General features: G+C 68.0%; 21 protein-coding genes, 2 tRNA genes and 2 riboswitches. Of the genes, 14 read left to right on the top strand and 9 right to left on the bottom strand.

The window, feature by feature from the left end; genetic code table 11:
- Nucleotides 1-9: 9 nt before the first annotated feature.
- Nucleotides 10-3,474 carry an efflux RND transporter permease subunit gene (locus KUD94_RS03200; RefSeq protein WP_218238443.1) on the bottom strand — a complete coding sequence of 1,155 codons (3,465 nt, stop codon included), beginning with the start codon at nucleotides 3,472-3,474 and terminating at the stop codon, nucleotides 10-12.
- Between the two features lie 130 nt (nucleotides 3,475-3,604).
- Nucleotides 3,605-4,972, bottom strand: a complete 1,368-nt coding sequence (locus tag KUD94_RS03195; protein ID WP_218238442.1) for an efflux RND transporter periplasmic adaptor subunit — start codon at nucleotides 4,970-4,972, stop codon at nucleotides 3,605-3,607.
- 216 nt (nucleotides 4,973-5,188) lie between these two features.
- On the opposite strand from KUD94_RS03195, the gene KUD94_RS03190 reads away from it, so the two are divergent.
- The 4 genes from KUD94_RS03190 (at nucleotide 5,189) to lon (ending at nucleotide 9,189) form a co-directional block, all read left to right on the top strand.
- The gene (locus KUD94_RS03190) at nucleotides 5,189-5,581 is read left to right on the top strand and encodes a hypothetical protein (RefSeq protein WP_218238441.1); all 393 of its coding nucleotides are present in this window, start codon (nucleotides 5,189-5,191) and stop codon (nucleotides 5,579-5,581) included.
- A 109-nt stretch (nucleotides 5,582-5,690) separates the two neighbouring features.
- Nucleotides 5,691-6,191: an SRPBCC family protein gene (locus tag KUD94_RS03185; protein WP_218238440.1), complete on the top strand. Its 501-nt coding sequence runs from the start codon at nucleotides 5,691-5,693 to the stop codon at nucleotides 6,189-6,191.
- A gap of 206 nt (nucleotides 6,192-6,397) precedes the next feature.
- Nucleotides 6,398-6,796, top strand: coding sequence for an Hsp20/alpha crystallin family protein (locus KUD94_RS03180; RefSeq protein ID WP_218238439.1), 399 nt, complete (start codon nucleotides 6,398-6,400; stop codon nucleotides 6,794-6,796).
- Nucleotides 6,793-9,189 (top strand): endopeptidase La, encoded by a 2,397-nt coding sequence (lon, locus tag KUD94_RS03175; protein ID WP_218238438.1) that lies wholly within the window; start codon nucleotides 6,793-6,795, stop codon nucleotides 9,187-9,189. Before KUD94_RS03180 ends, lon begins: the two co-directional genes overlap by 4 nt.
- Here the strand turns inward: lon and KUD94_RS03170 are convergent.
- Entirely contained in the window at nucleotides 9,176-10,066 is an 891-nt protein-coding gene (locus KUD94_RS03170) for a DMT family transporter (protein ID WP_218238437.1), read from the bottom strand. The genes lon and KUD94_RS03170 overlap by 14 nt on opposite strands.
- A 204-nt stretch (nucleotides 10,067-10,270) precedes the next feature.
- Here KUD94_RS03170 and moaA point away from each other — a divergent pair, with 204 nt between their 5' ends.
- Together moaA and KUD94_RS03160 are read left to right on the top strand one after the other, a co-directional pair.
- Nucleotides 10,271-11,419, top strand: coding sequence for a GTP 3',8-cyclase MoaA (gene moaA, locus KUD94_RS03165; RefSeq protein WP_218238436.1), 1,149 nt, complete (start codon nucleotides 10,271-10,273; stop codon nucleotides 11,417-11,419).
- A gap of 17 nt (nucleotides 11,420-11,436) precedes the next feature.
- Complete coding sequence (locus KUD94_RS03160; protein WP_218238435.1) at nucleotides 11,437-11,805, top strand: thioredoxin family protein; 369 nt, start codon at nucleotides 11,437-11,439, stop codon at nucleotides 11,803-11,805.
- Here KUD94_RS03160 and def read toward each other — a convergent pair.
- On the bottom strand, nucleotides 11,760-12,296 hold the full coding sequence (gene def / locus KUD94_RS03155) for a peptide deformylase (protein ID WP_218238434.1): 537 nt from the start codon (nucleotides 12,294-12,296) through the stop codon (nucleotides 11,760-11,762). The genes KUD94_RS03160 and def overlap by 46 nt on opposite strands.
- Before the next feature lie 20 nt (nucleotides 12,297-12,316).
- Here def and KUD94_RS03150 point away from each other — a divergent pair, with 20 nt between their 5' ends.
- The 4 genes from KUD94_RS03150 (at nucleotide 12,317) to KUD94_RS03135 (ending at nucleotide 13,401) form a co-directional block, all read left to right on the top strand.
- The gene (locus KUD94_RS03150) at nucleotides 12,317-12,760 is read left to right on the top strand and encodes a YbaN family protein (RefSeq protein WP_255568987.1); all 444 of its coding nucleotides are present in this window, start codon (nucleotides 12,317-12,319) and stop codon (nucleotides 12,758-12,760) included.
- Nucleotides 12,757-13,158, top strand: a complete 402-nt coding sequence (locus KUD94_RS03145; RefSeq protein ID WP_218238433.1) for a YbaN family protein — start codon at nucleotides 12,757-12,759, stop codon at nucleotides 13,156-13,158. Before KUD94_RS03150 ends, KUD94_RS03145 begins: the two co-directional genes overlap by 4 nt.
- Before the next feature lie 58 nt (nucleotides 13,159-13,216).
- Nucleotides 13,217-13,292 (top strand) — tRNA-Asn (locus KUD94_RS03140).
- Nucleotides 13,293-13,325: 33 nt separating this feature from the next.
- Nucleotides 13,326-13,401, top strand: a tRNA-Asn gene (locus KUD94_RS03135).
- A gap of 53 nt (nucleotides 13,402-13,454) precedes the next feature.
- Here KUD94_RS03135 and KUD94_RS03130 read toward each other — a convergent pair.
- Both KUD94_RS03130 and KUD94_RS03125 read right to left on the bottom strand, forming a co-directional pair.
- Complete coding sequence (locus KUD94_RS03130) at nucleotides 13,455-13,673, bottom strand: hypothetical protein (protein ID WP_218238432.1); 219 nt, start codon at nucleotides 13,671-13,673, stop codon at nucleotides 13,455-13,457.
- Nucleotides 13,674-13,677: 4 nt separating this feature from the next.
- A complete protein-coding gene (locus KUD94_RS03125) occupies nucleotides 13,678-14,067 on the bottom strand; it encodes a type II toxin-antitoxin system VapC family toxin (RefSeq protein WP_218238431.1) in 390 nt (129 codons plus the stop codon).
- Between the two features lie 198 nt (nucleotides 14,068-14,265).
- On the opposite strand from KUD94_RS03125, the gene KUD94_RS03120 reads away from it, so the two are divergent.
- From KUD94_RS03120 to KUD94_RS03105, 4 genes are all read left to right on the top strand, one after another.
- Nucleotides 14,266-15,960: an electron transfer flavoprotein-ubiquinone oxidoreductase gene (locus KUD94_RS03120; protein WP_218238430.1), complete on the top strand. Its 1,695-nt coding sequence runs from the start codon at nucleotides 14,266-14,268 to the stop codon at nucleotides 15,958-15,960.
- A gap of 155 nt (nucleotides 15,961-16,115) precedes the next feature.
- Complete coding sequence (locus tag KUD94_RS03115) at nucleotides 16,116-17,081, top strand: ABC transporter substrate-binding protein (protein ID WP_218238429.1); 966 nt, start codon at nucleotides 16,116-16,118, stop codon at nucleotides 17,079-17,081.
- An 87-nt stretch (nucleotides 17,082-17,168) separates the two neighbouring features.
- Nucleotides 17,169-18,077 carry an ABC transporter permease gene (locus tag KUD94_RS03110; RefSeq protein ID WP_218238428.1) on the top strand — a complete coding sequence of 303 codons (909 nt, stop codon included), beginning with the start codon at nucleotides 17,169-17,171 and terminating at the stop codon, nucleotides 18,075-18,077.
- A gap of 17 nt (nucleotides 18,078-18,094) precedes the next feature.
- A complete protein-coding gene (locus KUD94_RS03105) occupies nucleotides 18,095-18,889 on the top strand; it encodes an ABC transporter ATP-binding protein (RefSeq protein WP_218238427.1) in 795 nt (264 codons plus the stop codon).
- A gap of 96 nt (nucleotides 18,890-18,985) precedes the next feature.
- On the opposite strand, the gene KUD94_RS03100 is transcribed toward KUD94_RS03105, so the two are convergent.
- From KUD94_RS03100 to KUD94_RS03090, 3 genes are read right to left on the bottom strand one after another with little or no spacing between them, the layout of a single operon-like run.
- Complete coding sequence (locus KUD94_RS03100; protein WP_218238426.1) at nucleotides 18,986-19,927, bottom strand: DMT family transporter; 942 nt, start codon at nucleotides 19,925-19,927, stop codon at nucleotides 18,986-18,988.
- Nucleotides 19,927-21,108, bottom strand: a complete 1,182-nt coding sequence (locus KUD94_RS03095) for an acyl-CoA dehydrogenase (protein ID WP_218238425.1) — start codon at nucleotides 21,106-21,108, stop codon at nucleotides 19,927-19,929. The genes KUD94_RS03100 and KUD94_RS03095 overlap by 1 nt, the downstream gene beginning before the upstream one ends.
- 24 nt (nucleotides 21,109-21,132) lie before the next feature.
- Nucleotides 21,133-22,194 carry an MBL fold metallo-hydrolase gene (locus KUD94_RS03090; protein ID WP_218238424.1) on the bottom strand — a complete coding sequence of 354 codons (1,062 nt, stop codon included), beginning with the start codon at nucleotides 22,192-22,194 and terminating at the stop codon, nucleotides 21,133-21,135.
- A 146-nt stretch (nucleotides 22,195-22,340) separates the two neighbouring features.
- Nucleotides 22,341-22,439: riboswitch (glycine riboswitch) on the top strand.
- A 15-nt stretch (nucleotides 22,440-22,454) separates the two neighbouring features.
- A riboswitch (glycine riboswitch) is annotated at nucleotides 22,455-22,568 on the top strand.
- Nucleotides 22,569-22,598: the final 30 nt, after the last annotated feature.

The following is a 22,598-nucleotide window of genomic DNA, read 5'->3' as shown; positions in this document are numbered from 1 at the left end:
CAGGCGCTTTCATGGCCGTGGGCCTGCGCCCCCGCCGTCGCCCGCAGTGGACGGCAGTGGACGCGGCGCTTCACCGCCGGCGCGCGCAGGCCGGCCGCGCTCCTGCGCCGCCTGCACGCCAGCTCCCGCCAGCCCCCCGGCTCCTGCAAGGCGCGCGCCCAGGCGGTCGAACCAGATGTAGATCACCGGCGTGGTGAACAGCGTCAAGAGCTGCGACAACACCAGCCCGCCGAAGATGGCGATGCCCAGCGGGCGGCGCAGCTCGGCGCCGTCGCCCCAACTGAGCATCAGCGGCACGGCCGCGGCAAGCGCCGCCAGCGTGGTCATGAGGATGGGGCGAAAGCGCAAGAGCGCCGCCTGGTGTATGGCCGCGCTCGCGTCCAGACCCTGGCCGCGTTCGGCATCGATCGCGAAGTCGATCATCATGATCGCGTTCTTCTTGACGATGCCGATGAGCAGCACCAGACCGATGATGCTCACCACGTCCAGCGCATGGCCGCTGGCCTGCAGCGCCAGCAGCGCGCCCACACCGGCCGAGGGCAGCGTGGACAAGATGGTCAGCGGATGCACATAGCTCTCGTAGAGCACGCCGAGCACGATGTACACGCAGACCACCGCCGCCAGAATCAGCCAGAGCTGGTTGGCCAGCGATTTCTGGTAGGCGCCGGCCGCGCCGGTGAAGCGCAGCGTGATCGCCGCCGGCAGCCCCGCCTGCTCGGCCGCCATGCGCACCGCCTGCACCGCAGCGCCCAGACTCACGCCGGGCGCGGTGTCAAAGCCCACGGTAGCCGCCGGGTACTGGCCTACGCGCTGCACCGTGAGCGGCGCCTGCTCCTGCACCACGTCGGCAAACGAGGACAGCGGCGTGCTGGCGCCGGAACTGGTCTTGACCGGCAGCTCGCGCAGGGTCTGCAGGCTGGCCGCCTCGGTGCGCGCGGCTTCCAGAATCACGCGGTACTGGTTGGTCTCGCTGAAGATGGTGGAGACGATGCGCTGGCCAAAGGCGTTGTACAGCGTGTTGTCCAGCGCGCTAGCGCTCACGCCCAGGCGCGCGGCGCTGTCGCGGTCCACGCGCACCATGGCGGCGGGGCCGCGGCGCCCGGCATCGGTCGTGGCATGGCGCAGCTCGGGCAGCTCGGCGATCAGCGCGCTCAGTTTTTGCGCCCAGGCGTCCACCAGCGCGGCGTCCACCCCTTCCAGGTCGAAGCGGTATTGCGTGGGGCCGGTGTCGGCGTCGATGCTCAGGTCTTGCGTGGGCTGCAGATACAGCTGCACGCCGGCCACCTCTTGCGCCACCTGCTGGCGCAGGCGCTGCATGGTCTGCGCCTGGCTCTCGCCAAACAAGGCGCGCGGGCGCAGGTTCACCACCAGCCGCCCCGAAGACAGCGCCGCGTTGTTGCTCGCGTCCACCCCGACCACCGAGCTGAGCGAGGCCACCGCCGGGTCGGCCAGCAGCAGGCGCGCCACCTCCCCCTGCAGCGCCGACATGCGCGCAAACGACACGTCGCTTGCGGCCTGCACCCGGCCCTGCAGCTGGCCGGTGCTCTGCGTCGGGAACAAGTCCTTGGGGATGAGCACATAGAGCAGCGCCGTCACCGCAAAGGTGGCCAGCGCCAGCCAGAGCGTGAACACCTGATGGCGCAGCACCCAGACGAGCGCGCGGTCGTAGCGCGCGATCAGGGCGTCGCTGCCCGCCTGCAGCCAGCGCGCGACGCGCCCTTGCGCCGCATCCAGCGGCTGCAGCATGCGCGCCGACATCATCGGCACCAGCGTGAGCGAGACCAGCGCGGAAAACAAGATGGTGATCGCCAGCGTGACCGCGAACTCGCGAAACAGCCGCCCTATCACCTCCTGCATGAACAGCAGCGGTATCAGCACCGCGATCAGCGATACCGTGAGCGAGATGATGGTGAAGCCGATCTCGCCCGCGCCCTCGAGCGCCGCCTGCAGCGGCGGTTTGCCCATCTCGCGGTGGCGCGCGATGTTCTCGATCATCACGATGGCGTCGTCCACGACGAAGCCGGTGGCAATGGTGAGCGCCATCAGCGACAGGTTGTTGAGCGAATAGCCCAGCAAATACATCGCCCCGACGGTGCCCAGCAGCGAGATCGGCACCGCGATGCTGGCCACCAGCGTGGCGCGCAGGCTGTGCAAAAAGGCAAAGATCACCAGCACCACCATGACCACCGCGAGCAGCAGCTCGAGCTGCACATGCTCGACCGAAGCGCGTATGCCCAGCGTGCGGTCCGACAGCACCGCCAGGTGCACGCTCTCGGGCAGGCCCTGCTCCAGCAGCGGCAACTGGCGCTTGATCGCATCCACCGTGGCAATCACGTTGGCGCCGGGCTGGCGCTGCACGTTGATGATGATGGCGGGGGTGAGCGCGGGGGGCGCATAGTCCGCAGGGTGCGAGGATGCGCCGCGGCCCTCACCCCTGCCCTCTCCCAGCGGGAGAGGGAGCGAATCGGGTGCGCTCGATCGCCCTTCCTCCTGCTGCATGAGGAGAGGGCGTGAATCAGGCGCGGCCGATCGCCCTCGCCCCTCTGGGGAGAGGGAGGGGTGAGGGGCCTGCACCCCGGCAACATTTTCAGAAGAAATCAGCTCCGGACGCTTGCCTGGTGCGCGCTGGCCACTCTCATTTTTGATACCCGTCCAGGCCCCCAGCCTGTCGTTCTCCGAGCCATCGATCACCCGCGCCACGTCCTTGAGGCGCACCGGCTGGCCGTTCACGTAGGCGATGATCAGCTCGCGGTAGTCCTCGGCGCTCAGCAACTGGTCGTTGGCGTTGATGCTGTACTGGCGCTTGGGCCCGTCGAAGCTGCCCTTGGCGCCGCTGGCGTTGCCCGCGGCAATCGCGCTGCTGATCGCGTCGAGCCCCAGGCCCATGCTGGCCAGTTGCTCCACATTGCCCTGCACGCGCACCGCGGGGCGCTGCCCGCCCGCCAGCGTCACCAGCCCCACGCCGTTGATCTGGCTGATCTTCAGCGCCAGGCGCGTGTTCACCATGTTCTGCACCTCGGTCAGCGGCAGGCTGGTGCTGGTGACCGCAAGCTGCAGGATGGGCGCATCCGCCGGGTTGACCTTGGCGTAGATCGGCGGCGCGGGCAGGTCTGCCGGCAGGAGCGAGCCCGCCGCGTTCATCGCCGCCTGCACCTGCTGCTCGGCCGCGTCCATGGGCAATTGCAGGTCGAACTGCAGCGTCACCATGGACACGCCCGCGCTGCTCACGCTGCCCATGCGCGAGAGCCCGGGCATCTGCCCGAACTGGCGCTCCAGCGGCGCGGTCACCGTGCGGCTCATCACGTCGGGGCTGGCGCCGGGGTAGAGCGTCTGCACCTGGATGGTCGGGTAGTCCACCTGCGGCAGCGCCGCCAGCGGCAGAAAGCGCAGCCCCACCAGCCCCGCGAGCACGATCGCGAGCATGAACAGCGCCGTGGCGACCGGACGCCGGATGAACAGGCGCGAGACGTTCATGCGCCCGCTCCGCCGGTATGCCTCGCTCCCCCTTTGAGGGAGGGCCGGGGCGGGGGCCAGTGTGCACACGCGCGCCGCCAGCCCCTCTCCCCCAAGCTTTCCCCAAAGGAGCGAGGGAGTCCACCCGCCATCACCGCGCCGCCCCTTGCTGCCCGCGCTGCTGCGCAAAGAATGCACGCCGCTCTTCGGGCGTCATCTTCTGCACTTTCTCGCGCAGCTCGGGCGGCAGCTTGTCGATGCCGTTTGCTGCGTTTTTGCTAGCTGCTTGCGCTTGCCCCGTTTGCGCGGCAGGCGTATTTTCATCATCACTCAAGCGCAGCTTGCCGCCGTCCTTGACGCGGTCGCCACCTTCGGAGACCACGCGCTCGCCGGCCTTGAGGCCCTCGGTGATCAGCACCTGCTCGGCATTGGCCAGGCCGCGCGTCACCGCCCGGGTGTGGGCCACCTGCGCATCGTCGATCACGTAGACATAGTCGCCCTGCGGCCCGGTGCGCAGCGCCGTCACCGGCACCAGCACGCCCTCGTCCTGCCCCAGCTGCAGCCGGGCGTTGACGAACTGGCCCGGGAAAAGCGCGCCGTCGGCATTGGCAAACCGCGCCTTGGCGCGCACCGTGCCCGTGGCGGTGTTGACCTGGTTGTCCAGCGTGAGAAACAGCCCCTGCGCCAATGTCCGGCTGCGCCCGCGGTCCAGCGCCGCCACCGGCAGCTCGCCCGCCTGGTGCGCCGCCTGCACCGCGCCCACGCGCTCCTGCGGCACCGAGAACACCACGTCGATCGGCGTCACCTGGGTGATCACCGCAATGCCGCTGGCGCTGCCGCTCGTGACCAGATTGCCCGGGTCCACCGCGCGCAGGCCGATGCGCCCGCTGATCGGTGCGCGCAGCGTGGCAAAGCCCACGTTCAGCTCGGCCGCGCGCACGCTCGCCTGATCGGCCTGCACCGCGCCCTCGAGCTGCTTGACCAGCGCCGCCTGCGCGTCCACATCCTGGCGCGCTATCGAATCCTGCGCCAGCAGCGTCTGGTAGCGCGACAGCGTGAGCCGCGCCTGCGCCAGTTGGGCGGCGTCGCGCGCCTGCTGCCCGCGCGCCTGGGCCAGTTGCTGCTCATAGGGACGCACATCGATGCGCGCGAGCACCTGGCCCTTCTTGACCATCTGCCCCTCGGTGAACAAAACCTCGGTGAGCAGGCCCGACACCTGGGGCACCAGGGTCGCCGTAATCGGCGGCGTGACCGTACCCAGCGCATCGACGAGCACCGGCAGCGCACCCTGCTGCGCCAGCGCCGAACCCACCGTGACGCCAGCGCCCGCGCGCCCGCCCCCCATGCCGGCGGCCGGCCCCGCCGGCGCCTTGCCGCGCTGCACCAGCCACCAGGCGCCCGCGGCCAGCAAAGCAATCGCCACCAGCGTGAGAAAGAACGACAAGCCCCGGCGGCGCACGCGCGCACTCGGCGGGGTAGCGGGCGCGGCCTGCGCCGTGGGGTGGTCTGTGTCTGCCATGGTCTTGCGCTTTGGGGTTTGCAAGGCATCGTAGCCAGCTCGGGCAAGCTGGCGGTATGCCGCCTTTGAAGAAATGTAAAGGCGACGCCAAACAAGCCGCCGCGACGGCGCGCGAGCGGCGTTTTCAGCCTTGCCTGCAGCGCGCGGGCCTTTCTCCGGGCGGCTTTGCGCAAGACAATGTGCGCCAGCCTTCACCCACTGAAAGCGAGGCCGCCCATGCACCCCGCCCTTCGTCTGCTGCTCGCCGCGGCCGTTGCCAGCGCCAGTTGGTGGCTGCTGCGCATTGCGTTTGCCTTCTTTCCGCTGCGCTCAGCGTCGGCGGAAACGGCGCTGGTCGCGGCGCTCGCCTTCGCCTGCGGCGGCGCGCTGTGGTGGAGCAGCGGCCCCGGCGCGCCCACCAGCGTCTACCGCATCGCCCGCGGCGCGCTCAAGGGCGCGCTGATCTTCTTTGTGCTGGGTTTCTTCGGCCCCATGCTGCTGGCGCCGGGCGCCAACCAGGGGCCGATGCTCGGCTTCTTTACCGGGCCCCTGGGCCTGGTCGCGGGCGGGCTCTGGGCCTTGCTGCGCGATCTGCTGTCGCGCCCGGCTGAGCTGGACGACCAAGCATGATCGTGCGCGCGCTGCCCGGGCGCGGCGCTCAAGCCTGAACGGGGTGCGGCTATTGGCCACGGGCTAGGATGGCGGGCGACTTGCCCCCACTCAGCAAAGGACGCAAACCATGAGCGACGACGCACTCTCCCTCGGAACCATCACAAGACAAGGCGACGGCTACCAGGGCCGTCTCACGCGCACCTTCGAGCATCCGCCGGCCAAGGTCTGGAGCATGCTGACCGAATCGCCGCTGATGGCCCAGTGGCTCAGCGCCGGCAGCATAGAGCAGCGCCCGGGCGGCAAGGTGCGCATCGACTTCGTCGACAGCGGCATCGTGATCGACAGCAGCGTCAGCGCCTTCGAAGCCGGCCGGCTGCTGGAATATTCGTGGAGCAGCGCCAGCGAGCCCGAGCGCCCGCTGCGCTGGGAGCTCAAGCCTGCGGGCGCGGGCACCGAGCTCGTGCTCAGCGTCGGCGTGCCCGCGGGCGAGGACGCGGCCAAGGCCTGCGCCGGCTTTGAAGGCCACCTGGAAATGCTTGCGGCGGCGCTCGAAGGCGTGCCGATCAAATTCCCCTTCCAGACCTATCTGCAGGCGCGCACGGGCTACCAGGCCATGCTGGGCGCGTGAGCCGCACCGGCTGCAGCCCAGCGCCTGGCGGCGCACAATCGAGTTGAGGGCCTGCGCCCGCGCCGGCTTGAGCAAACGCCCTTGCGCCCCCAGCTCAGGAGCGGGGCCGGCAGCCAGGGCGCTCGCACGGCCAGGCCTGCCGCTTGCCCGCAAGGGCCATGCGCCCTGAAATCACCGCGAGGCAGACACATGCACGAGACACGCCGATGAAACGCCGAGAAGACTTGCCCGACTGGATGTGGTCCGACGCGCTGGCCGCGCTGGACCGCGCCGAGCGCCTGCACCGCCAGTTGTTCCAGCCGCGCTACGCCAGCACCTGGGAGCCGCCAGTGGACATGCTCGAAACCGATCACGAGGTGCTGATCTACGTGGCGCTGCCCGGCGTGGATGCGCACGAGGTACAGGCGGTGATCGAAGGCGCGGTGCTCGTCGTCACCGGTCGGCGCACACTGCCGCCGGCCCTGCGCACCGCCGCCATCCACCGGCTGGAACTGCCCCAGGGCCGCTTCGAGCGCCACATCGGCCTGCCGCCCGGGCGCTATGGCGCCGTCGACGTGGGCAATGAACGAGGGTGTCTGGTGATACGCCTGCACAAAGCGCCATGAGCGACAGCACGCCCTCCCCCATCGAACGAGCCGCCGGCACGCCGGTGCAAGGCGCGCCCGAGTTGCCCGAAGACGCGCTGCTCATCGTCGCGATGCGCGACACCGCGCTGTTCCCGGGCACGGTGTTTCCGCTCTTGATCGGCCGCGAATCCTCGATCGCCGCCGCCGAGCAGGCGTTGCGCGCCGAGCGCCCGATCGGCATCCTGATGCAAAAGAACGCCGACCAGGCCGAGCCCGGCGCGGCCGACCTCCACAGCATTGGCACCATCGCCAACATCCTGCGCTACGTCACCCTGCCCGACGGCGGCCACCATCTGGTCGTGCAAGGCCAGCAGCGCTTTCGCGTCAAGGACTTCATCAGCGAGTCGCCGGTGCTCGCGGTGCGCGCCGAGCCCATCGAAGAGCCCGAGACCCATGGCACCGAGATCGAGGCGCGCGTGCTGCACCTGCGCCAGCAGGCGCTTGAAGCGCTGCAACTGCTGCCCAACGTGCCGCCGCCGCTGGTCGCTGCGGTGCAGAGCACCGCCGGGGCCGGAGCGCTTGCCGACCTGGTCGCGGCCTACATGGAGCTCGAGCGCGCGGACAAGCAGGCGCTGCTCGAAACCCTGGACGTGGCCGAGCGCATCGACAAGGTCTCGGCGCTGCTGGCCAAGCGCATCGAGGTGATGCGCCTGTCGCAGCAGATCGGCCAGCGCACCAAGGCAACCTTCGACGAGCGCCAGAAAGAAGCCATCCTGCGCGAGCAGATGGCGGCCATCCGCAAGGAGCTCGGCGAGAGCGACGACGACGGCAAGACGCAGGAAGTGGCCGAGCTCACCCGCGCGCTTGACGAGGCCAGGCTCCCGCCCGAGGCCGACGAGATCGCGCGCAAGGAGCTGCGCCGCTACCAGCGCATGCCCTCTGAAGCGACCGAAGCCGGCATGCTGCGCACCTACCTGGACTGGCTGGTTAGCCTGCCCTGGGCCGAGCCCGAGCCGCGCCCCATCGACATCGAAACCGCGCGCAAAGTGCTCGACGAAGACCACTACGGCCTGACCAAGATCAAGCAGCGCATCATCGAATTCCTCGCGGTGCGCAAGCTCGCGCCGCACGGCAAGTCGCCCATCCTGTGCCTGGTCGGGCCGCCGGGCGTGGGCAAGACATCGCTGGGCCGATCGATCGCGCGCGCCATGGACCGGCCCTTCGCCCACGTGAGCCTGGGCGGCGTGCACGACGAGGCCGAGATCCGCGGCCACCGGCGCACCTACATCGGCGCGATGCCGGGCAACATCATCCAGGCGATACGCAAAGCCAAGGCACGCGACTGCGTGATGCTGCTCGACGAGATCGACAAGATGGGCGCGGGCGTGCAGGGCGACCCGGCAGCGGCGATGCTCGAGGTGCTCGACCCCGAACAGAACAACGCTTTTCGCGACAACTACCTGGGCGTGCCCTTCGACCTCTCGCGCGTGGTCTTCATCACCACCGCCAACATGCTCGATGGCATCCCCGGGCCGCTGCGCGACCGCATGGAAATCATCGAACTCGCGAGCTACACCGAAAACGAAAAATTCGAGATCGCCCGCCGCTACCTGGTCGCGCGCGAGCTGCAGAGCAATGGCGTCACGCCCGAGCAGGCCAGCCTGAGCGACGCCGCGCTGCACGCCATCATCAGCGACTACACGCGCGAAGCCGGCGTGCGCAACCTGCGCCGCGAAATCGGCCGGGTGCTGCGCCACGTGGCGGTGCGCATCGCCGACGGCTCCGAGACACAGATGCGGGTGGACGCGCAAGACCTTGCCGCCATCCTCGGCCAGCCGCGCTTTGAAAACGAGGTAGCGATGCGCACCAGCACGCCCGGCGTTGCCACGGGCCTTGCCTGGACGCCCGTGGGCGGCGACATCCTCTTCATCGAAGCGACGAGCTACCCCGGCAAGGGCCACTTGACGCTGACCGGGCAGCTGGGCGACGTGATGCGCGAGAGCGTGCAGGCGGCGTTCTCGCTGGTCAAGCACCGCGCGCACGAGCTGGGCATAGACGACAAGCAGCTCGCTGAAGTCGACATCCATGTGCACGTGCCCGCGGGCGCCACGCGCAAGGACGGGCCGAGCGCGGGCGTTGCCATGTTCACCGCCCTGGTGTCGCTGCTGACCCGGCGCAGCGTCAAGAGCGACACCGCGATGACCGGCGAGATCAGCCTGCGCGGCCTGGTGCTGCCGGTCGGCGGCATCAAGGAAAAAGTCATCGCCGCCGCCGCCGCCGGCATCACCCGCGTGATGCTGCCCGCCAGGAACCGCAGCGACTACGAAGACATCCCGCAGGAAGTGCGCGACAAGCTCGAGTTCGTCTGGCTCGAGCGCGTGGACGAGGCCATCGCCACGGCGTTGGAGGCGCCCGAGGCTAGCGCCGATTGACCAGCCAGATCCCCGGCAGGATCAGGAGCAGGCCCACCAGGTGGTAGCCGTGGATGGGCTCGCCGAGGATGGCCCAGGCCATCAGCGCCGCATAGGGCGGGTTCAGGTAGAGCACCGCGCCGGCGCGCGCTGCGCCGAGCTCGCGCACCATGAAGGTGTAGCACAGGTAGGCGCCAAACCCGGGCAGCGCGGCGGCGGCAAGCACCAGGCCGGCGCCCTGCCAGGACAGCAGCGGCAGCGGGCCGCTTGCGGCCTCCCAGGCAAGCAGGGGCAGCATTACCAGCACGCCCCAGGCGCTCATCACCGCCAGGCGCCCCATGTCCGACAGCGGCGAGCGCCAGCGCTTGAGCAAGATGGTGAAGAAAGCCCAGGCCAGCATCGCGCCTACCATCCACAGGTCGCCCGCCGCCCATTGCAGTTGCGCCAGCGCACCCCACTGGCCGCGCAGCACCACGTGTACCACGCCTGCCAGCGCCAACGCCACGCCCAGGGCCTGGCGCGCGCCGAAGGCCTCCTTGAGCCACAGGCGCGAGATGAGCGCAATCATGACCGGCGAGATGGCGTATATCAGCGCCATGTTGGTCGCGTTGGTGCTCTGCCCCGCCAGATACACCCAGGCGCCGCAAATCCACATGCCCAGCGCGCCCAGTACCAGCATGTGGCGCCAGTCGGCCAGCACCGCGCGCCGGTGCTGCCACAGCTCGCGCCAGGCCACGGCGCCAAAGGCCAGGCCGGCCAGCAGCCAGCGCTCGGCAGCCAGGGTGTTGGGCGCTATCACCCCGGGGGCACTGCGGGCAATCAGGAAGTTGAAGCCCCACAGCAGGGGCACGACGAAGATCAGCGCGACGGCCAGTTGCGCACGCCGGGATGGGCTCATTGGTTTGAATAAAAACGGGCTCTAGCGCTTACCTGGCAAGCGATGGCAGCTATCAAAACAGGATTCGCTGCACTGGGCGGGTGGCGCCATTAGAACACCGTTCAGCGCGGCGCCCCGCGCGTGCAGGCCGACCCGCACGGCGCGGGCGACAGCGGCGTGCATGGTGCGACTGCAGCGGCGCTGCGCAGGCGGCACAATGGCCGCATGAGCACAGGCAAGCGCGCATCCATCGTCGATTCCCGCCGCATCGGCCGCCTGCCGCCGGCGCATGAAGGCGCACTCGAAGCCGCCAGCGGTGAACTGCGCGACCTGCGCGGGCGGCCGCTGCGCGACCTGCGCATCAGCGTCACCGACCGCTGCAACTTCCGCTGCACCTACTGCATGCCCAAGGAAGTCTTTGGCAGCGACTATGCCTTTCTGCCCCAGGCCAGTTTGCTGAGCTTCGCGGAAATCACCCGCCTGGCGCGGCTGTTTCTGGCGCACGGCGTGCACAAGATCCGCCTCACGGGCGGCGAGCCGCTGGTGCGCAAGGGCATCGAAGACCTGGTGGCCATGCTGGCCGAGCTGCGCACCACTGAAGGCGCGCCACCCGAGATCACGCTGACCACCAACGGCTCGCTGCTGGCCAGGAAGGCGCGCGGCCTGAAGGCCGCCGGCCTGTCGCGCGTGACGGTGAGCCTGGACAGCCTGGACGAGGCGGTGTTCCAGGCGATGAACGACGTGGGCTTTCCAGTCGCGGGTGTGCTCGCGGCCATCGATGCGGCGCAGGCGGCGGGCTTTGAGCGCATCAAGGTCAACATGGTGGTCAAGCGCGGCACCAACGACCAGGAGATCGTGCCGATGGCGCGGCATTTTCGCGGCAGCGGCATCACGCTGCGCTTCATCGAATTCATGGACGTGGGCAGCACCAACCACTGGCGCATGCAGCAGGTCGTCCCTTCCAGAGAGGTGCTCGCGCGCCTGCAGGCCGAATTTCCGCTGGTGCCGCTGCAAGCCAGCGCCCCGGGCGAAACCGCCGAGCGCTGGGGCTATGCGGGTGCGGACGGCCAGTTCGACCCGGCGCTGGGCGAGGTCGGCTTCATCAGCAGCGTGACCAAGGCGTTTTGCGGCACCTGCAACCGCATTCGCCTGTCCACCGAAGGGCAGCTCTTCACCTGCCTGTTCGCCACCCAGGGCTGGGACTTGCGCACCCTGGTGCGCGGCGGCGCGACGGATGCGCAGCTCTCGCAAGCCATTGCCGACATCTGGCATGGGCGCAACGACCGCTACTCCGAGCTGCGCGCGAGCCTGCCGCACAAGGAGGGCGACGACGACGGCGAGCGGCGCATCGAGATGAGCTACATCGGCGGCTGACACCCGGAGACCAAGCCATGAGCTACAGCCCCACCCACCTGGCCACCGCGCCCTCGCGCGAGACGGTCGATCAATTCCAGGGCGCGGCCCTGCTGGAATTCGGCACGCCCTGGTGCGGCCACTGCGCGCGTGCCCAGCCCTTGATAGAGGCCGCGCTGGGCGCGCACCCCGAAGTACAGCACCTGAAGGTGGAAGACGGCCCGGGGCGCAAGCTCGGGCGCAGCTACGGCGTCAAGCTCTGGCCGACGCTGATCTTCCTGAAAGACGGCGCGGAAGTTGCGCGCCTGGTGCGCCCGCACAGCCAGGGCGCAATCAGCGAGGCGCTTGCCGCGCTCGCGCCTCAGTCGTCCTCGGGCGCAAGCCCCGGGAACAAGACCTCGATATAGCCCAGCTGCGTCAGGTCGCGCATGCGCATGGGGTAGAGCTTGCCGATCAGATGGTCGCATTCATGCTGCACCACGCGGGCGTGAAAGCCCTCGGCCTCGCGCTCGATGGGTTCGCCAAAAGGGTCGAAGCCGCTGTAGCGGATGCGCGTGAAGCGCGGCACCTTGCCGCGCAGGCCGGGCACGGAAAGGCAGCCTTCCCAATCGAGCGTCTCCTCCTCGCCCAGCGGCGTGATCACCGGGTTCACCAGCACCGTGCGCGGGAAGGGCGGCTGGTCGGGGTAGCGCGGATTGGGCTGGCCGCTGCCGAAGACCACGACTTGCAGATCGACTCCGATCTGCGGCGCCGCCAGCCCCGCGCCATTGGCCGCCTGCATGGTCTCTATCAGGTCGCGCACCAGGGTGTGCAGCGCATCGGTGTCGAACTCGCGCACCGGCTGGGCCACGCGCAAGAGGCGCGGGTCGCCCATTTTCAGGATGGTGTGTATGGTCATAGTGCGGCGCAGCATACATCGTGGGCACAATCGTGGGCGTGAGTGAAAACCCGTCGCAGTCGCCTGCACTGCCCGACCTGCCGCCCCCTCTTCCCGCGCCGCTGCGCTGGCTGCTGCTGGCGCTGGCGTTGCTGAGCCTGGCCACCGGCATCGTCGGCATCTTCCTGCCGGGTCTGCCGACCACCGTCTTCATCCTGATCGCCGCCTGGGCTGCGGCGCGCAGCTCGCCGCGTCTGCATGCCTGGCTGTGGCGCCACCGCCTGTTCGGCCCCATGCTGCGCAACTGGGCCGACGGCGGGCGCGTGAGCCGGCGCGCCAAGTGGAGTGCCACCCTGGTCATGGGCAGCACCGCGCTGATCCTGGCCGTGGTCAACGCGCCCACCTGGGCGCGCTGGTTTGCCTGGATCAACATGGCCTGCGTGCTGGTCTGGCTCTGGCACCGGCCCGAGCCCGGCAAACCATGACAGAGATGCCCGAATTCCCCGCCCCCGCGCCCGCACCGCTGTCCTGGCTGCTGCGGCTGCTGGCGCTTGTCTGCGTTCTGCTGGCCATGCTCGGGGTGGTGCTGCCGGGGCTGCCGCCGGTGCTGTTCACGGTAATGGCCGGCTGGGCCGCGGCCCGCAGTTGGCCGGGGCTGTACCGCTGGCTCTGGCGTGCGCACATCTTCGGCCCCATGCTGCGCCACTGGGCGTCGGGCCGGCGCATACGCTGGCGCGACAAGGTCAGCGCCAGCATCGTCCTGGTGGCCGGGGCCGTCATCGTGCTGGCGGTGCGCATCCCTGCAGGCGCACGTCTGAGCGGCCTGCTGGTCATGGTCTGCGTCCTGGCCTGGGTGTGGTATTGGCCCGAGCCCGAAGCGTGAATGGCACCACGCCGGGCACCGGAGACCTGCGGTTTTCACGCTAGAATCTCGCTCTTGTTCCTCGATAGCTCAGTCGGTAGAGCGACGGACTGTTAATCCGCAGGTCCCTGGTTCGAGCCCAGGTCGAGGAGCCACCGAATTTCCGCAGCCGCCCGCGCAGCGCATATTCCTCGATAGCTCAGTCGGTAGAGCGACGGACTGTTAATCCGCAGGTCCCTGGTTCGAGCCCAGGTCGAGGAGCCATCCCACCCACCCAAAACGAACTCGTGCCGCACTGCAAATTTGGCAGCGCGGCGCTATAGGGTTCTGGATTCGCGAACGGCTTCGACGATGTCGCGCGTGGCGACCAGCGTCTTGACGCCTGGCACGTCAAAGGGAGAGGACGTATCGCGGCGTTTTTCACGCAGCAAAAAAACGCTTCCGTCCTTGCGACGGATTTCGACCTCTGCTTCCTTGGCCAGATTCAACAACTCGGCCAGGTTCTGGCGCGCTTCGGAATATGTGAATGCTTTCATGCCGCTACTCCAATAACCTGATGCCAAGTGCCTTGCCCACTTCACTCATGCGACGGTCAAGTGTCAGCAGTGGCAGTGCCTGGCGCTGGGCGGTCAGCAAAAAATAGGCGTCGTAGGCGTAGATGTTCCAATCGAGCGCTAGTTGCAGCGCCGGCTGGATGTCAACCGCCACCAAGCGAACGGGAATGCGTTTGACCACCTCTTGGGCGCGCAAGGCGTCGGCGGCGGTCAATTGACGGCGCTTGACCATGGCCGACAACGCATTGCCGATTTCATACGGCAGGATCTCGGGCGCCATGACCGAGGCGCCAGAAGTCATTTTCACCAATCGCCTTTTCTCTGGCTCATTGAGAACCACGGCGAGGAAGATATTGGTGTCGGCAACGATATCCATGATAGCCAATTGTACAATTGTACGTATTTGGAATCCAGCCTGCAGCTTGGTACGAAGAGTGCGAATCGGTTCGCAAACCATGGATGCTCTGCATCATCAAAAATAGAACGATCGTGCTTTTTTAGGCCTTGAGCGCATACAATGCAAAGCTGAACACCATACGGCAGTGCTGAACTGCTCCTTGAGGACCACCCCACCATGACCAATGAAGAACTGCTGAGCACCTACGGCCCGCGCGAATCGATGGAATACGACGTGGTCATCGTCGGCGCCGGCCCCGGGGGACTGGCCACCGCCATCCGTCTCAAGCAGCAGGCGGCGGCGCACGGCAAGGAGGTGTCGGTCGTGGTGCTGGAAAAGGGCTCCGAGCCGGGCGCGCACATCCTCTCGGGCGCGATCGTCGATCCGCGCGCACTCACCGAGCTGATTCCCGACTGGAAGGCCAAGGGCGCGCCACTGAACCAGCCGGTGACCGAGGACGCCTACGTCTTCCTGGGCGAGCAAGGCGGCTCGTTTCGCATCCCCAACCTGTTCCTGCCGCCCTTTGCCAACAACCACGGCAATTACATCGTCAGCCTGGGCGACGTCACCCGCTGGCTTGCGGCGCAGGCCGAGGCGCTGGGCGTGGAGATATTCCCGGGCTTTGCCGCCGCCGAGGTGCTCTACGACGAGGGCGGCGCCGTCAAGGGCGTGGCCACGGGCAACATGGGCGTGGGCAAGGACGGCGAGCCGACCGACCACTTCCAGCTTGGCATGGAATTGCTGGGCAAGTACACCGTGTTTGCCGAGGGCGCGCGCGGTCACCTGGGCAAGCAACTGATCGCGCGCTACAAGCTCGACGAAGGGCGCGACCCGCAGTCCTGGGGCCTGGGCGTCAAGGAGCTCTGGGAGATCGACCCCGAGCGCCACCAGCCCGGCCTGGTGGTGCACACCGCCGGCTGGCCCATGGACCCGAGCACCTACGGCGGCGGCTTCATCTACCACCTGGACGGCAACCGCGTGGCGCTGGGCTTTGTCACCGGGCTCAACTACAGCAATCCCTACCTCAGCCCCTTCGAGGAATTCCAGCGCTGGAAGACCCACCCCAACGTGCGCTGGTATCTGGAAAACGCCAAGGGCGAGGTGACGGGCAAGCGCCTGTCCTACGGCGCGCGCGCCATCAACGCCAGCGGCATCAATGCGCTGCCCAAGTTCGTCTTCCCGGGCGGCGCGCTGATTGGTTGCAACGCGGGCTTTCTGAACGTCAGCCGCATCAAGGGCAGCCATTCGGCGATCAAGACCGGCATGCTCGCGGCGGACGCGGCCTTTGCCGCGATCACCGCCGGGCGCCAGCACGACGAACTGAAGAACTACACCCTGGGTTTCGAGAACAGCTGGCTCTACCCCGAGCTGCAAAAAGACCGCAACTTCAAGAACTGGTTCCGCTGGGGCCTGTCGGTGGGCACGCTGATGAACGGCTTCGAGCAGTACGTGCTGCGCGGGCACTTTCCCTGGACGCTGCACCGCAAGAAGCCCGACTACGCCTACCTCAAGCCGGCCAGCGAGTGCACGCCCATCGACTACCCCAAGCCCGACGGCAAGCTGACTTTTGACCGGCTTTCCAGCGTCTTCATGAGCAGCACCAACCACGAGGAAAACCAGCCCTCGCACCTGACGCTCAAGGACGCCTCGGTGCCGGTGGACATCAACCTGGCCAAATACGCCGGGCCCGAGGCGCGCTACTGCCCCGCCGGGGTGTATGAGTTCGTCGACGACGGCAAGGGTGGGCAGCGCCTGCAGATCAACGCGCAAAACTGCGTGCACTGCAAAACCTGCGACATCAAGGACCCGACGCAGAACATCGTCTGGGTCGCGCCCGAAGGCGGCGGCGGGCCCAACTACGCATCGATGTAAAGTTGACACGGATCAAACAAGGGTATTCCCTTACGCGCCCCTGACAGGGGCGTTTTTCATGGTGTCGCTGACGTACACTCGCGCCCACGGTGACCCGGCGGACAAGCCCTGCCGGGCCGCGTGACCACAGCAAATTCCCCAACAAGGAGATCTTCATGAAGCAATTGCCCTGGATGACCCTGGGTGCACTTACTTTGGCGTTTGCCGCCATTGCCCCAGCCAGCGCACAGGAAAAGTCGGTGGCCGTCACCGCCATCGTCGAGCACCCCGCACTGGATGCGGTGCGCGACGGCGCCAAGGATGCGCTCAAGGCCGCCGGTTTCGAAGAAGGCAAGAACCTGAAGTGGCAGTACCAGAGCGCCCAGGGCAACACCGGCACCGCCGCGCAGATCGCGCGCAAGTTCATCGGTGACAAGCCCGACGTGATCATCGCCATCGCCACGCCCTCGGCCCAGGCCGTGGTGGCCGCGACCAAGAACGTGCCGGTGGTGTTCTCCGCCGTGACCGACCCGGTGGCCGCCAAGCTGGTCCAGAGCTGGGACGCTTCGGGCACCAACGTGACCGGCGTGTCCGACCTGCTGGCCATGGACAAGCAGGTCGAGCTGATCAAGAAGGTAGTGCCCGACGCCAAGCGCCTGGGCATCGTCTACAACCCGGGTGAAGCCAACTCCGTCGTGGTCGTCAAGGAACTCAAGGAGCTGCTGCCCAAGATGGGCATGACGCTGGTCGAAGCCTCGGCCCCGCGCTCTGTGGACGTGGGCAGCGCCGGGCGCAGCCTGGTCGGCAAGGTGGACGCGATCTACAACAGCACCGACAACAACGTGGTGTCGGCCTATGAGTCGCTGGTGAAGGTGGCGCAGGAAGCCAAGATTCCCTTGATCGCCGCCGACTCCGACAGCGTCAAGCGCGGCGCGATCGCCTCGCTGGGCGTGAACTACCGCGACCTGGGCGAGCAGACCGGCCGCATGGTGGCGCGCATCCTCAAGGGCGAGAAGCCCGGCGACATCAAGCCCGAGGTCAGCACCAAGCTCGAGTTGTTCGTGAACCCCGGCGCCGCTGAAAAACAGGGCGTGAAGCTCTCCGAAGACTTCGTCAAGTCGGCGACGACCATCGTCAAGTAAGTGTGAGGGCGCAGCTGCTGCGCCACCCCTCCCGGGCAGAAACCGTGCACCCCATGGCTTCTGCCCGTTTTCGTCTGTGAGCCCCCCATGTCCCTGTTTTCCTTTCTCGGCGCCATCGAGATCGGGCTGATCTTTGCCCTGGTCGCGCTTGGCGTCTATATCTCGTTTCGGCTGCTGCGCTTTCCCGACCTGACGGTGGATGGCAGCTTTCCGCTGGGCGGCGCGGTCTGCGCGGTGATGATCCAGGCGGGCTACAGCCCCTATGTGGCCACGCTGGGCGCCACGCTGGCGGGCGCCGCGGCCGGCTACATCACCGGCTGGCTCAACGTGCGCCTGCGCATCATGGACTTGCTCGCCTCCATCCTGATGATGATTGCGCTGTTCTCGGTCAATCTGCGCATCATGGGCGGGCCCAACATTCCGCTGATCAACGACCCGACCATGTTCACGCTGCTGCAGCCCGAGGGGCTGGAGGACTACTGGTCGCGCCCGATGATCCTGCTGGTGATCATCATCATCGCCAAGTTTGCCGCCGACTGGTTCTTCTCCACCGAGCGCGGCCTGGCGATCCGCGCCACCGGCTCCAACGCGCGCATGGCCCGCGCGCAGGGCATCAATACCGGCGCGATGGTGCTGCTGGGCATGGCGATTTCCAACGCCCTCGTGGGCCTGTCGGGCGCGCTGTTCGCGCAGACGCAGGGCGGCGCCGACATTTCCATGGGCATAGGCACCATCGTCATCGGCCTGGCCGCGGTCATCGTCGGCGAAGCCATCCTGCCATCGCGCCGCCTCGTGTATGCCACGCTCGCGGCCATCATCGGGGCCATCGTCTATCGCTTTTTCATCGCTGCGGCGCTCAACAGCGACTTCATCGGCCTGAAGGCGCAAGACCTGAATCTGGTCACCGCGGTGCTGGTGACGCTGGCGCTCGTAGTGCCCAACCTCAAGCGCATGCTGCAGCACAAGCGGCTGCCCGAAGCGCCCAAGAGCCTGTGAAGAGGACGGATGCCGACATGCTGAGCGCAAAAGAACTCTTCATCACCTTCAACCCCGGCACGCCGATCGAGACCAAGGCGCTGCGCGGGATGTCGTTGGAAATTCCGGCGGGCCAGTTCGTCGCCGTGATCGGCTCCAACGGCGCGGGCAAGTCCACCTTTTTGAACGCCATCTCGGGCGGCCTGGCGGTGGATTCGGGCAGCATCATGATCGACGGCCTGGACGTGACCAACGAGCCGGTGTGGACGCGCGCCCAGCGCGTGGCCCGCGTCTTCCAGGACCCGATGGCCGGCACCTGCGAAGACCTGACCATCGAGGAGAACATGGCCCTGGCCCAGCAGCGCGGCACCAAGCGCGGGCTGCATTCGGCGGTGAAAAAGTCCGAGCGCGAGATGTTCCGCGAACGCCTGGCCATTCTCGGCCTGGGGCTGGAAAACCGCCTCACCGACCGCATCGGCCTGCTCTCGGGCGGCCAGCGCCAGGCGGTGAGCCTGCTGATGGCGGCGCTGCAGCCCTCGCGCATTCTGCTGCTGGACGAGCACACCGCGGCGCTCGATCCACGCACCGCCGACTTCGTGCTCAAACTCACGCAGCGCATCGTCAGCGAGAACAAGCTGACCACCATGATGGTCACGCACTCCATGCGCCAGGCGCTGGACGTGGGCGACCGCACCGTGATGCTGCACCAGGGCCAGGTGGTGCTGGACGTCGCGGGCGAAGAGCGCTCGCGCCTGGACGTGCCCGACCTGCTCAGGATGTTTGCCAAGGTGCGCGGCGAAGAGCTGGCGGACGACGCGCTGCTGCTGGGCTGATCCTCAAAAACAGGAGCTGCTTGCGCGCTGCAGGCAAGGGCTTCAGGTTGAAAACGCCTTGAAACCCATGCCCTGCCTGCGCAAGCAGCTCCTTTTTTATTGAGCTTCAATCCGGGCCGGCCGCGCCGCGCCCGAGAACCTGCGCCCCAGAAAGACGGTGACAACCACCGCCAGCGCAAAGCCCAGCGACAGCGCATCGATGCTCTCGCCCAGCAAGGGCACTGCAAACACCATGGCCAGGAAGGGCTGCAGCAGCAGCACCTGGCTCACGCGCAGGGTGCCGCCCCACTGCAGACCGCGAAACCAGGCAAAAAAGCCCGACCACATCGACACCGCCCCGACGTAGACCAGGCCCGCCCAGGCCGGCCAGCCCACTGCCGTCAGCGCCGGCCCCTCGGGCCAGAGCCAGAGCGCCAGCGGCAGCGAGGCGGGCAGAGCCAGCGCGCACATCCAGCAGATCACCCGCTCGGCGCCGAGTTCTGGCGTGACCTGGGCGCCATAGACATAACCAAACGACGAGGCCAGCACCGCGCCGGCCAGCAGGATGTCGGCCGCGGCAAAGCCGAAACCGCCTTCGCTACCCGCGCGAATCAGCGAAAACACCACTACCAGCGCCACGCCCAGCAGCGCGCAGAGCCAGAAGCCCAGGCGCTCGCGCTCATGCAGCACGATGGCGGCAAACACCGCCGTGGCCAGCGGAATGACCGCGACGATCACCGCCGCATGCACCGCAGTGACGCTGCGCAGCGCCAGCGCCGCCAGCAGCGGCCACAGCAGCACGTTGCCCAGCAGCGCCAGCAGCAGCGGGCGCCACTGATGGCGCGCAGGCCAGGGCGAGCGCGTCCAGAGCAGAAAGGCGAGCGAGAGCAGCCCCGCCAGCGCCGCCCTGCCGGCGGTGACGAACCAGGGGCTGAGCTGCGGGTCGGCGTCCGAACCCGTGGCCAGGCGCGTGGCCGGCACGGTGACGGAAAACAGCACCATGCCGAACACGCCCAGCCAAAAGCCCAGGCGCTGGCGCGCGGCGGTGTGCGCCGCCATCAAAAGGCCGCAATCCCCGTGATCGCGCGCCCGAGGATCAGCGCGTGGATGTCGTGCGTGCCCTCGTAGGTGTTGACCACCTCCAGGTTCACCAGATGCCGCGCCACGCCGAACTCGTCGCTGATGCCGTTGCCGCCCATCATGTCGCGCGCCAGGCGGGCGATATCGAGCGCCTTGCCGCAGGAGTTGCGCTTGACGATCGAGGTCAGCTCCACCGCCGGCTCGCCCTCTTCCTTCAGGCGTCCCAGGCGCAGGCAGGCCTGCAGGCCCAGGGTGATCTCGGTCAGCATGTCAGCGAGCTTCTTCTGGATGAGCTGGTTGGCCGCGAGCGGTTTGCCGAACTGCTGGCGCTCGATCACGTACTGGCGCGCGCGGGCGTAGCAATCCTCGGCCGCGCCCAGCGCCCCCCAGGCAATGCCAAAGCGCGCGCTGTTCAGGCAGGTGAAGGGCCCTTTCAGGCCGCGCACCTCGGGAAAGGCGTTTTCTTCGGGGCAGAAGACCTCGTCCATCACGATCTCGCCGGTGATGCTCGCTCTGAGGCCCACCTTGCCGTGGATCGCCGGAGCGCTCAGGCCCTTGGCGCCCTTTTCCAGCACGAAGCCGCGTATCGCGCCCTCGTCGTCCTTGGCCCAGACGACGAACACGTCGGCGATCGGGCTGTTGGTGATCCACATCTTGGAGCCCGTGAGTCGATAGCCGCCATCGACCTTTCTGGCGCGCGTTGCCATGCTGCCGGGGTCCGAGCCGTGGTTGGGCTCGGTCAGGCCGAAGCACCCTATCAGCTCGCCGCTGGCCAGTCTGGGCAAATACTTCTGCTTCGCCTCCTCGCTGCCGAACGCGTTGATCGGCACCATCACCAGCGAGGATTGCACGCTCATCATCGAGCGGTAGCCCGAATCCACGCGCTCGACCTCGCGCGCAATCAGGCCGTAGCTGACATAGCCCAGGCCCGCGCCGCCGTATTGCTCGGGGATGGTGGCGCCCAGCAGCCCCAGCTCGCCCATCTCGCGGAAGATGGCGGCGTCGGTTTGCTCGTGGCGGAAGGCCTGCTGCACCCGCGCAAGCAAGCGGCCCTGGCAATAGGCGGCGGCCGCGTCCTGCACCGCGCGCTCCTCGGGCGTGAGCTGCTCGCGCAGCGCAAAGGGGTCACCCCAGTCGAAAGGCCGTCGGCTCTTGGTCATGTGCAATCCTCCAGATAGCGTTTGTCAGGCGGCGCGGCGCTGGTACCAGGTGCAGCCGTCCTCGCCCTGGCTCGCCTGCACCTCGCCGCGCACCAGCAGGTAGTTCAAGTGGGCCAGCGCCTCACCCGTGGCCAGGCCCATGAGTATCTGGTCTGCGGTCACGGGCCGCGCAAACAGCGCGCCGAACACGTCGACCACGCGCCGCGGCTCGACCAGCACCTGCCTGAGCCGCGCGAGCGACTCCTGATGGCTGCGCGCCAGTTGCGCCAGGCGCTCGTGCAGGCCGCGAAAAGGCCGATTGTGCGCGGGCAGCACCAGCACGTCGTCGGCGACCTCGCGCCGCAGCTTGTCCAGCGAGGCCAGCCACTCGCCCAGCGGGTCGGCGTCGGGCTCGGTCGGATAGACCGAGACGTTGGACGAGATGCCCGCCAGCACCTGGTCGCCCGAGATCAGCAGCTTGCGCTCGGGGCAGTACAGGCAGGCGTGCTCGGGCGAATGCCCGCGCCCCACGACCACGCGCCAGCGGTAGCCGCCGATGTCGATCTCATCGCCATCGGCGAGGCGCCGAAAGCTGTCGGGCATGGTGTAAATCGTCTTGCCAAAGCCGCCAAAGCGCGTCTTGTAGGTCTCTATCGCCTCGTCGTCCCAGCCGGCGCGGCGGTAGAAGTCGATCGCGTCCTCGGGCGCCTCGCGCCCGGTGTCGGCCACCAGCGCGCGGCAGCTCAGGTATTCCAGGCGGCTGATCCACAGGCGGCAGCCGAACTTGCGCGTGAGCCAGCCGGCCATGCCGATGTGGTCCGGGTGCATGTGCGTGATGAACACGCGCGTGATCGGGCCGCTGAGCGCGCCGGCAAACAGCGCGCGCCAGGCGTCCAGCGTCACCGTGGACCAGATGCCGGTATCGACCAGCGCCCAGCCCGCGCCGTCGCGCAGCGCCCACAGATTGATGTGGTTGAGCGAATACGGCAGCGGCATGCGTATCCAGTACACGCCATCGGCCACTTCGCTGACTTCGCCCAGGCCGGGCGCGTCGCCGCAGGGGTAGCTCAAGCCCTGGGGCTCGGCCGCGGCGGTTTGCTTGTTCATCGTGCTCTCTCTTGCGGCCCGGCGCCCGTGCCGGGCGCGCACCGCTGGCCAAACAGGGCATTTTGCGGCAAACGCGCCGCGCCCGGCGCCGGGCGCTGTCGCCTTGGTTCGCGCCGGCGCAGGCAGCGCCAAAAGCCACGTAGAATCGCCCCCCGTCAGGAGAGAGCGCTGCCACCCGCACGGTGCGGCGCCGCCGAAGGCGCGAGGCCCAGTGCCCAAACGCTCAGGCAAAAGGACTGGCAAGTGCCCCGCCTGCGGGGCGCATCCCTGCTGGAGAGAGGGGCACGCGGTGACCTGCTGCGCGCCTCCACCGAAGGAGCAAGCGCGGCATCATCCGCGTGAATCTCTCAGGTAAAGCGGACAGCCGGGCATGCCCACACCCCGTGGTGTGGCGTGCCGTTTCC

Source organism: Comamonas sp. NLF-1-9, from assembly GCF_019195435.1.
Lineage (GTDB): Bacteria > Pseudomonadota > Gammaproteobacteria > Burkholderiales > Burkholderiaceae_C > Comamonas_C.
This window is presented reverse-complemented; position numbering and strand designations above follow the sequence as displayed.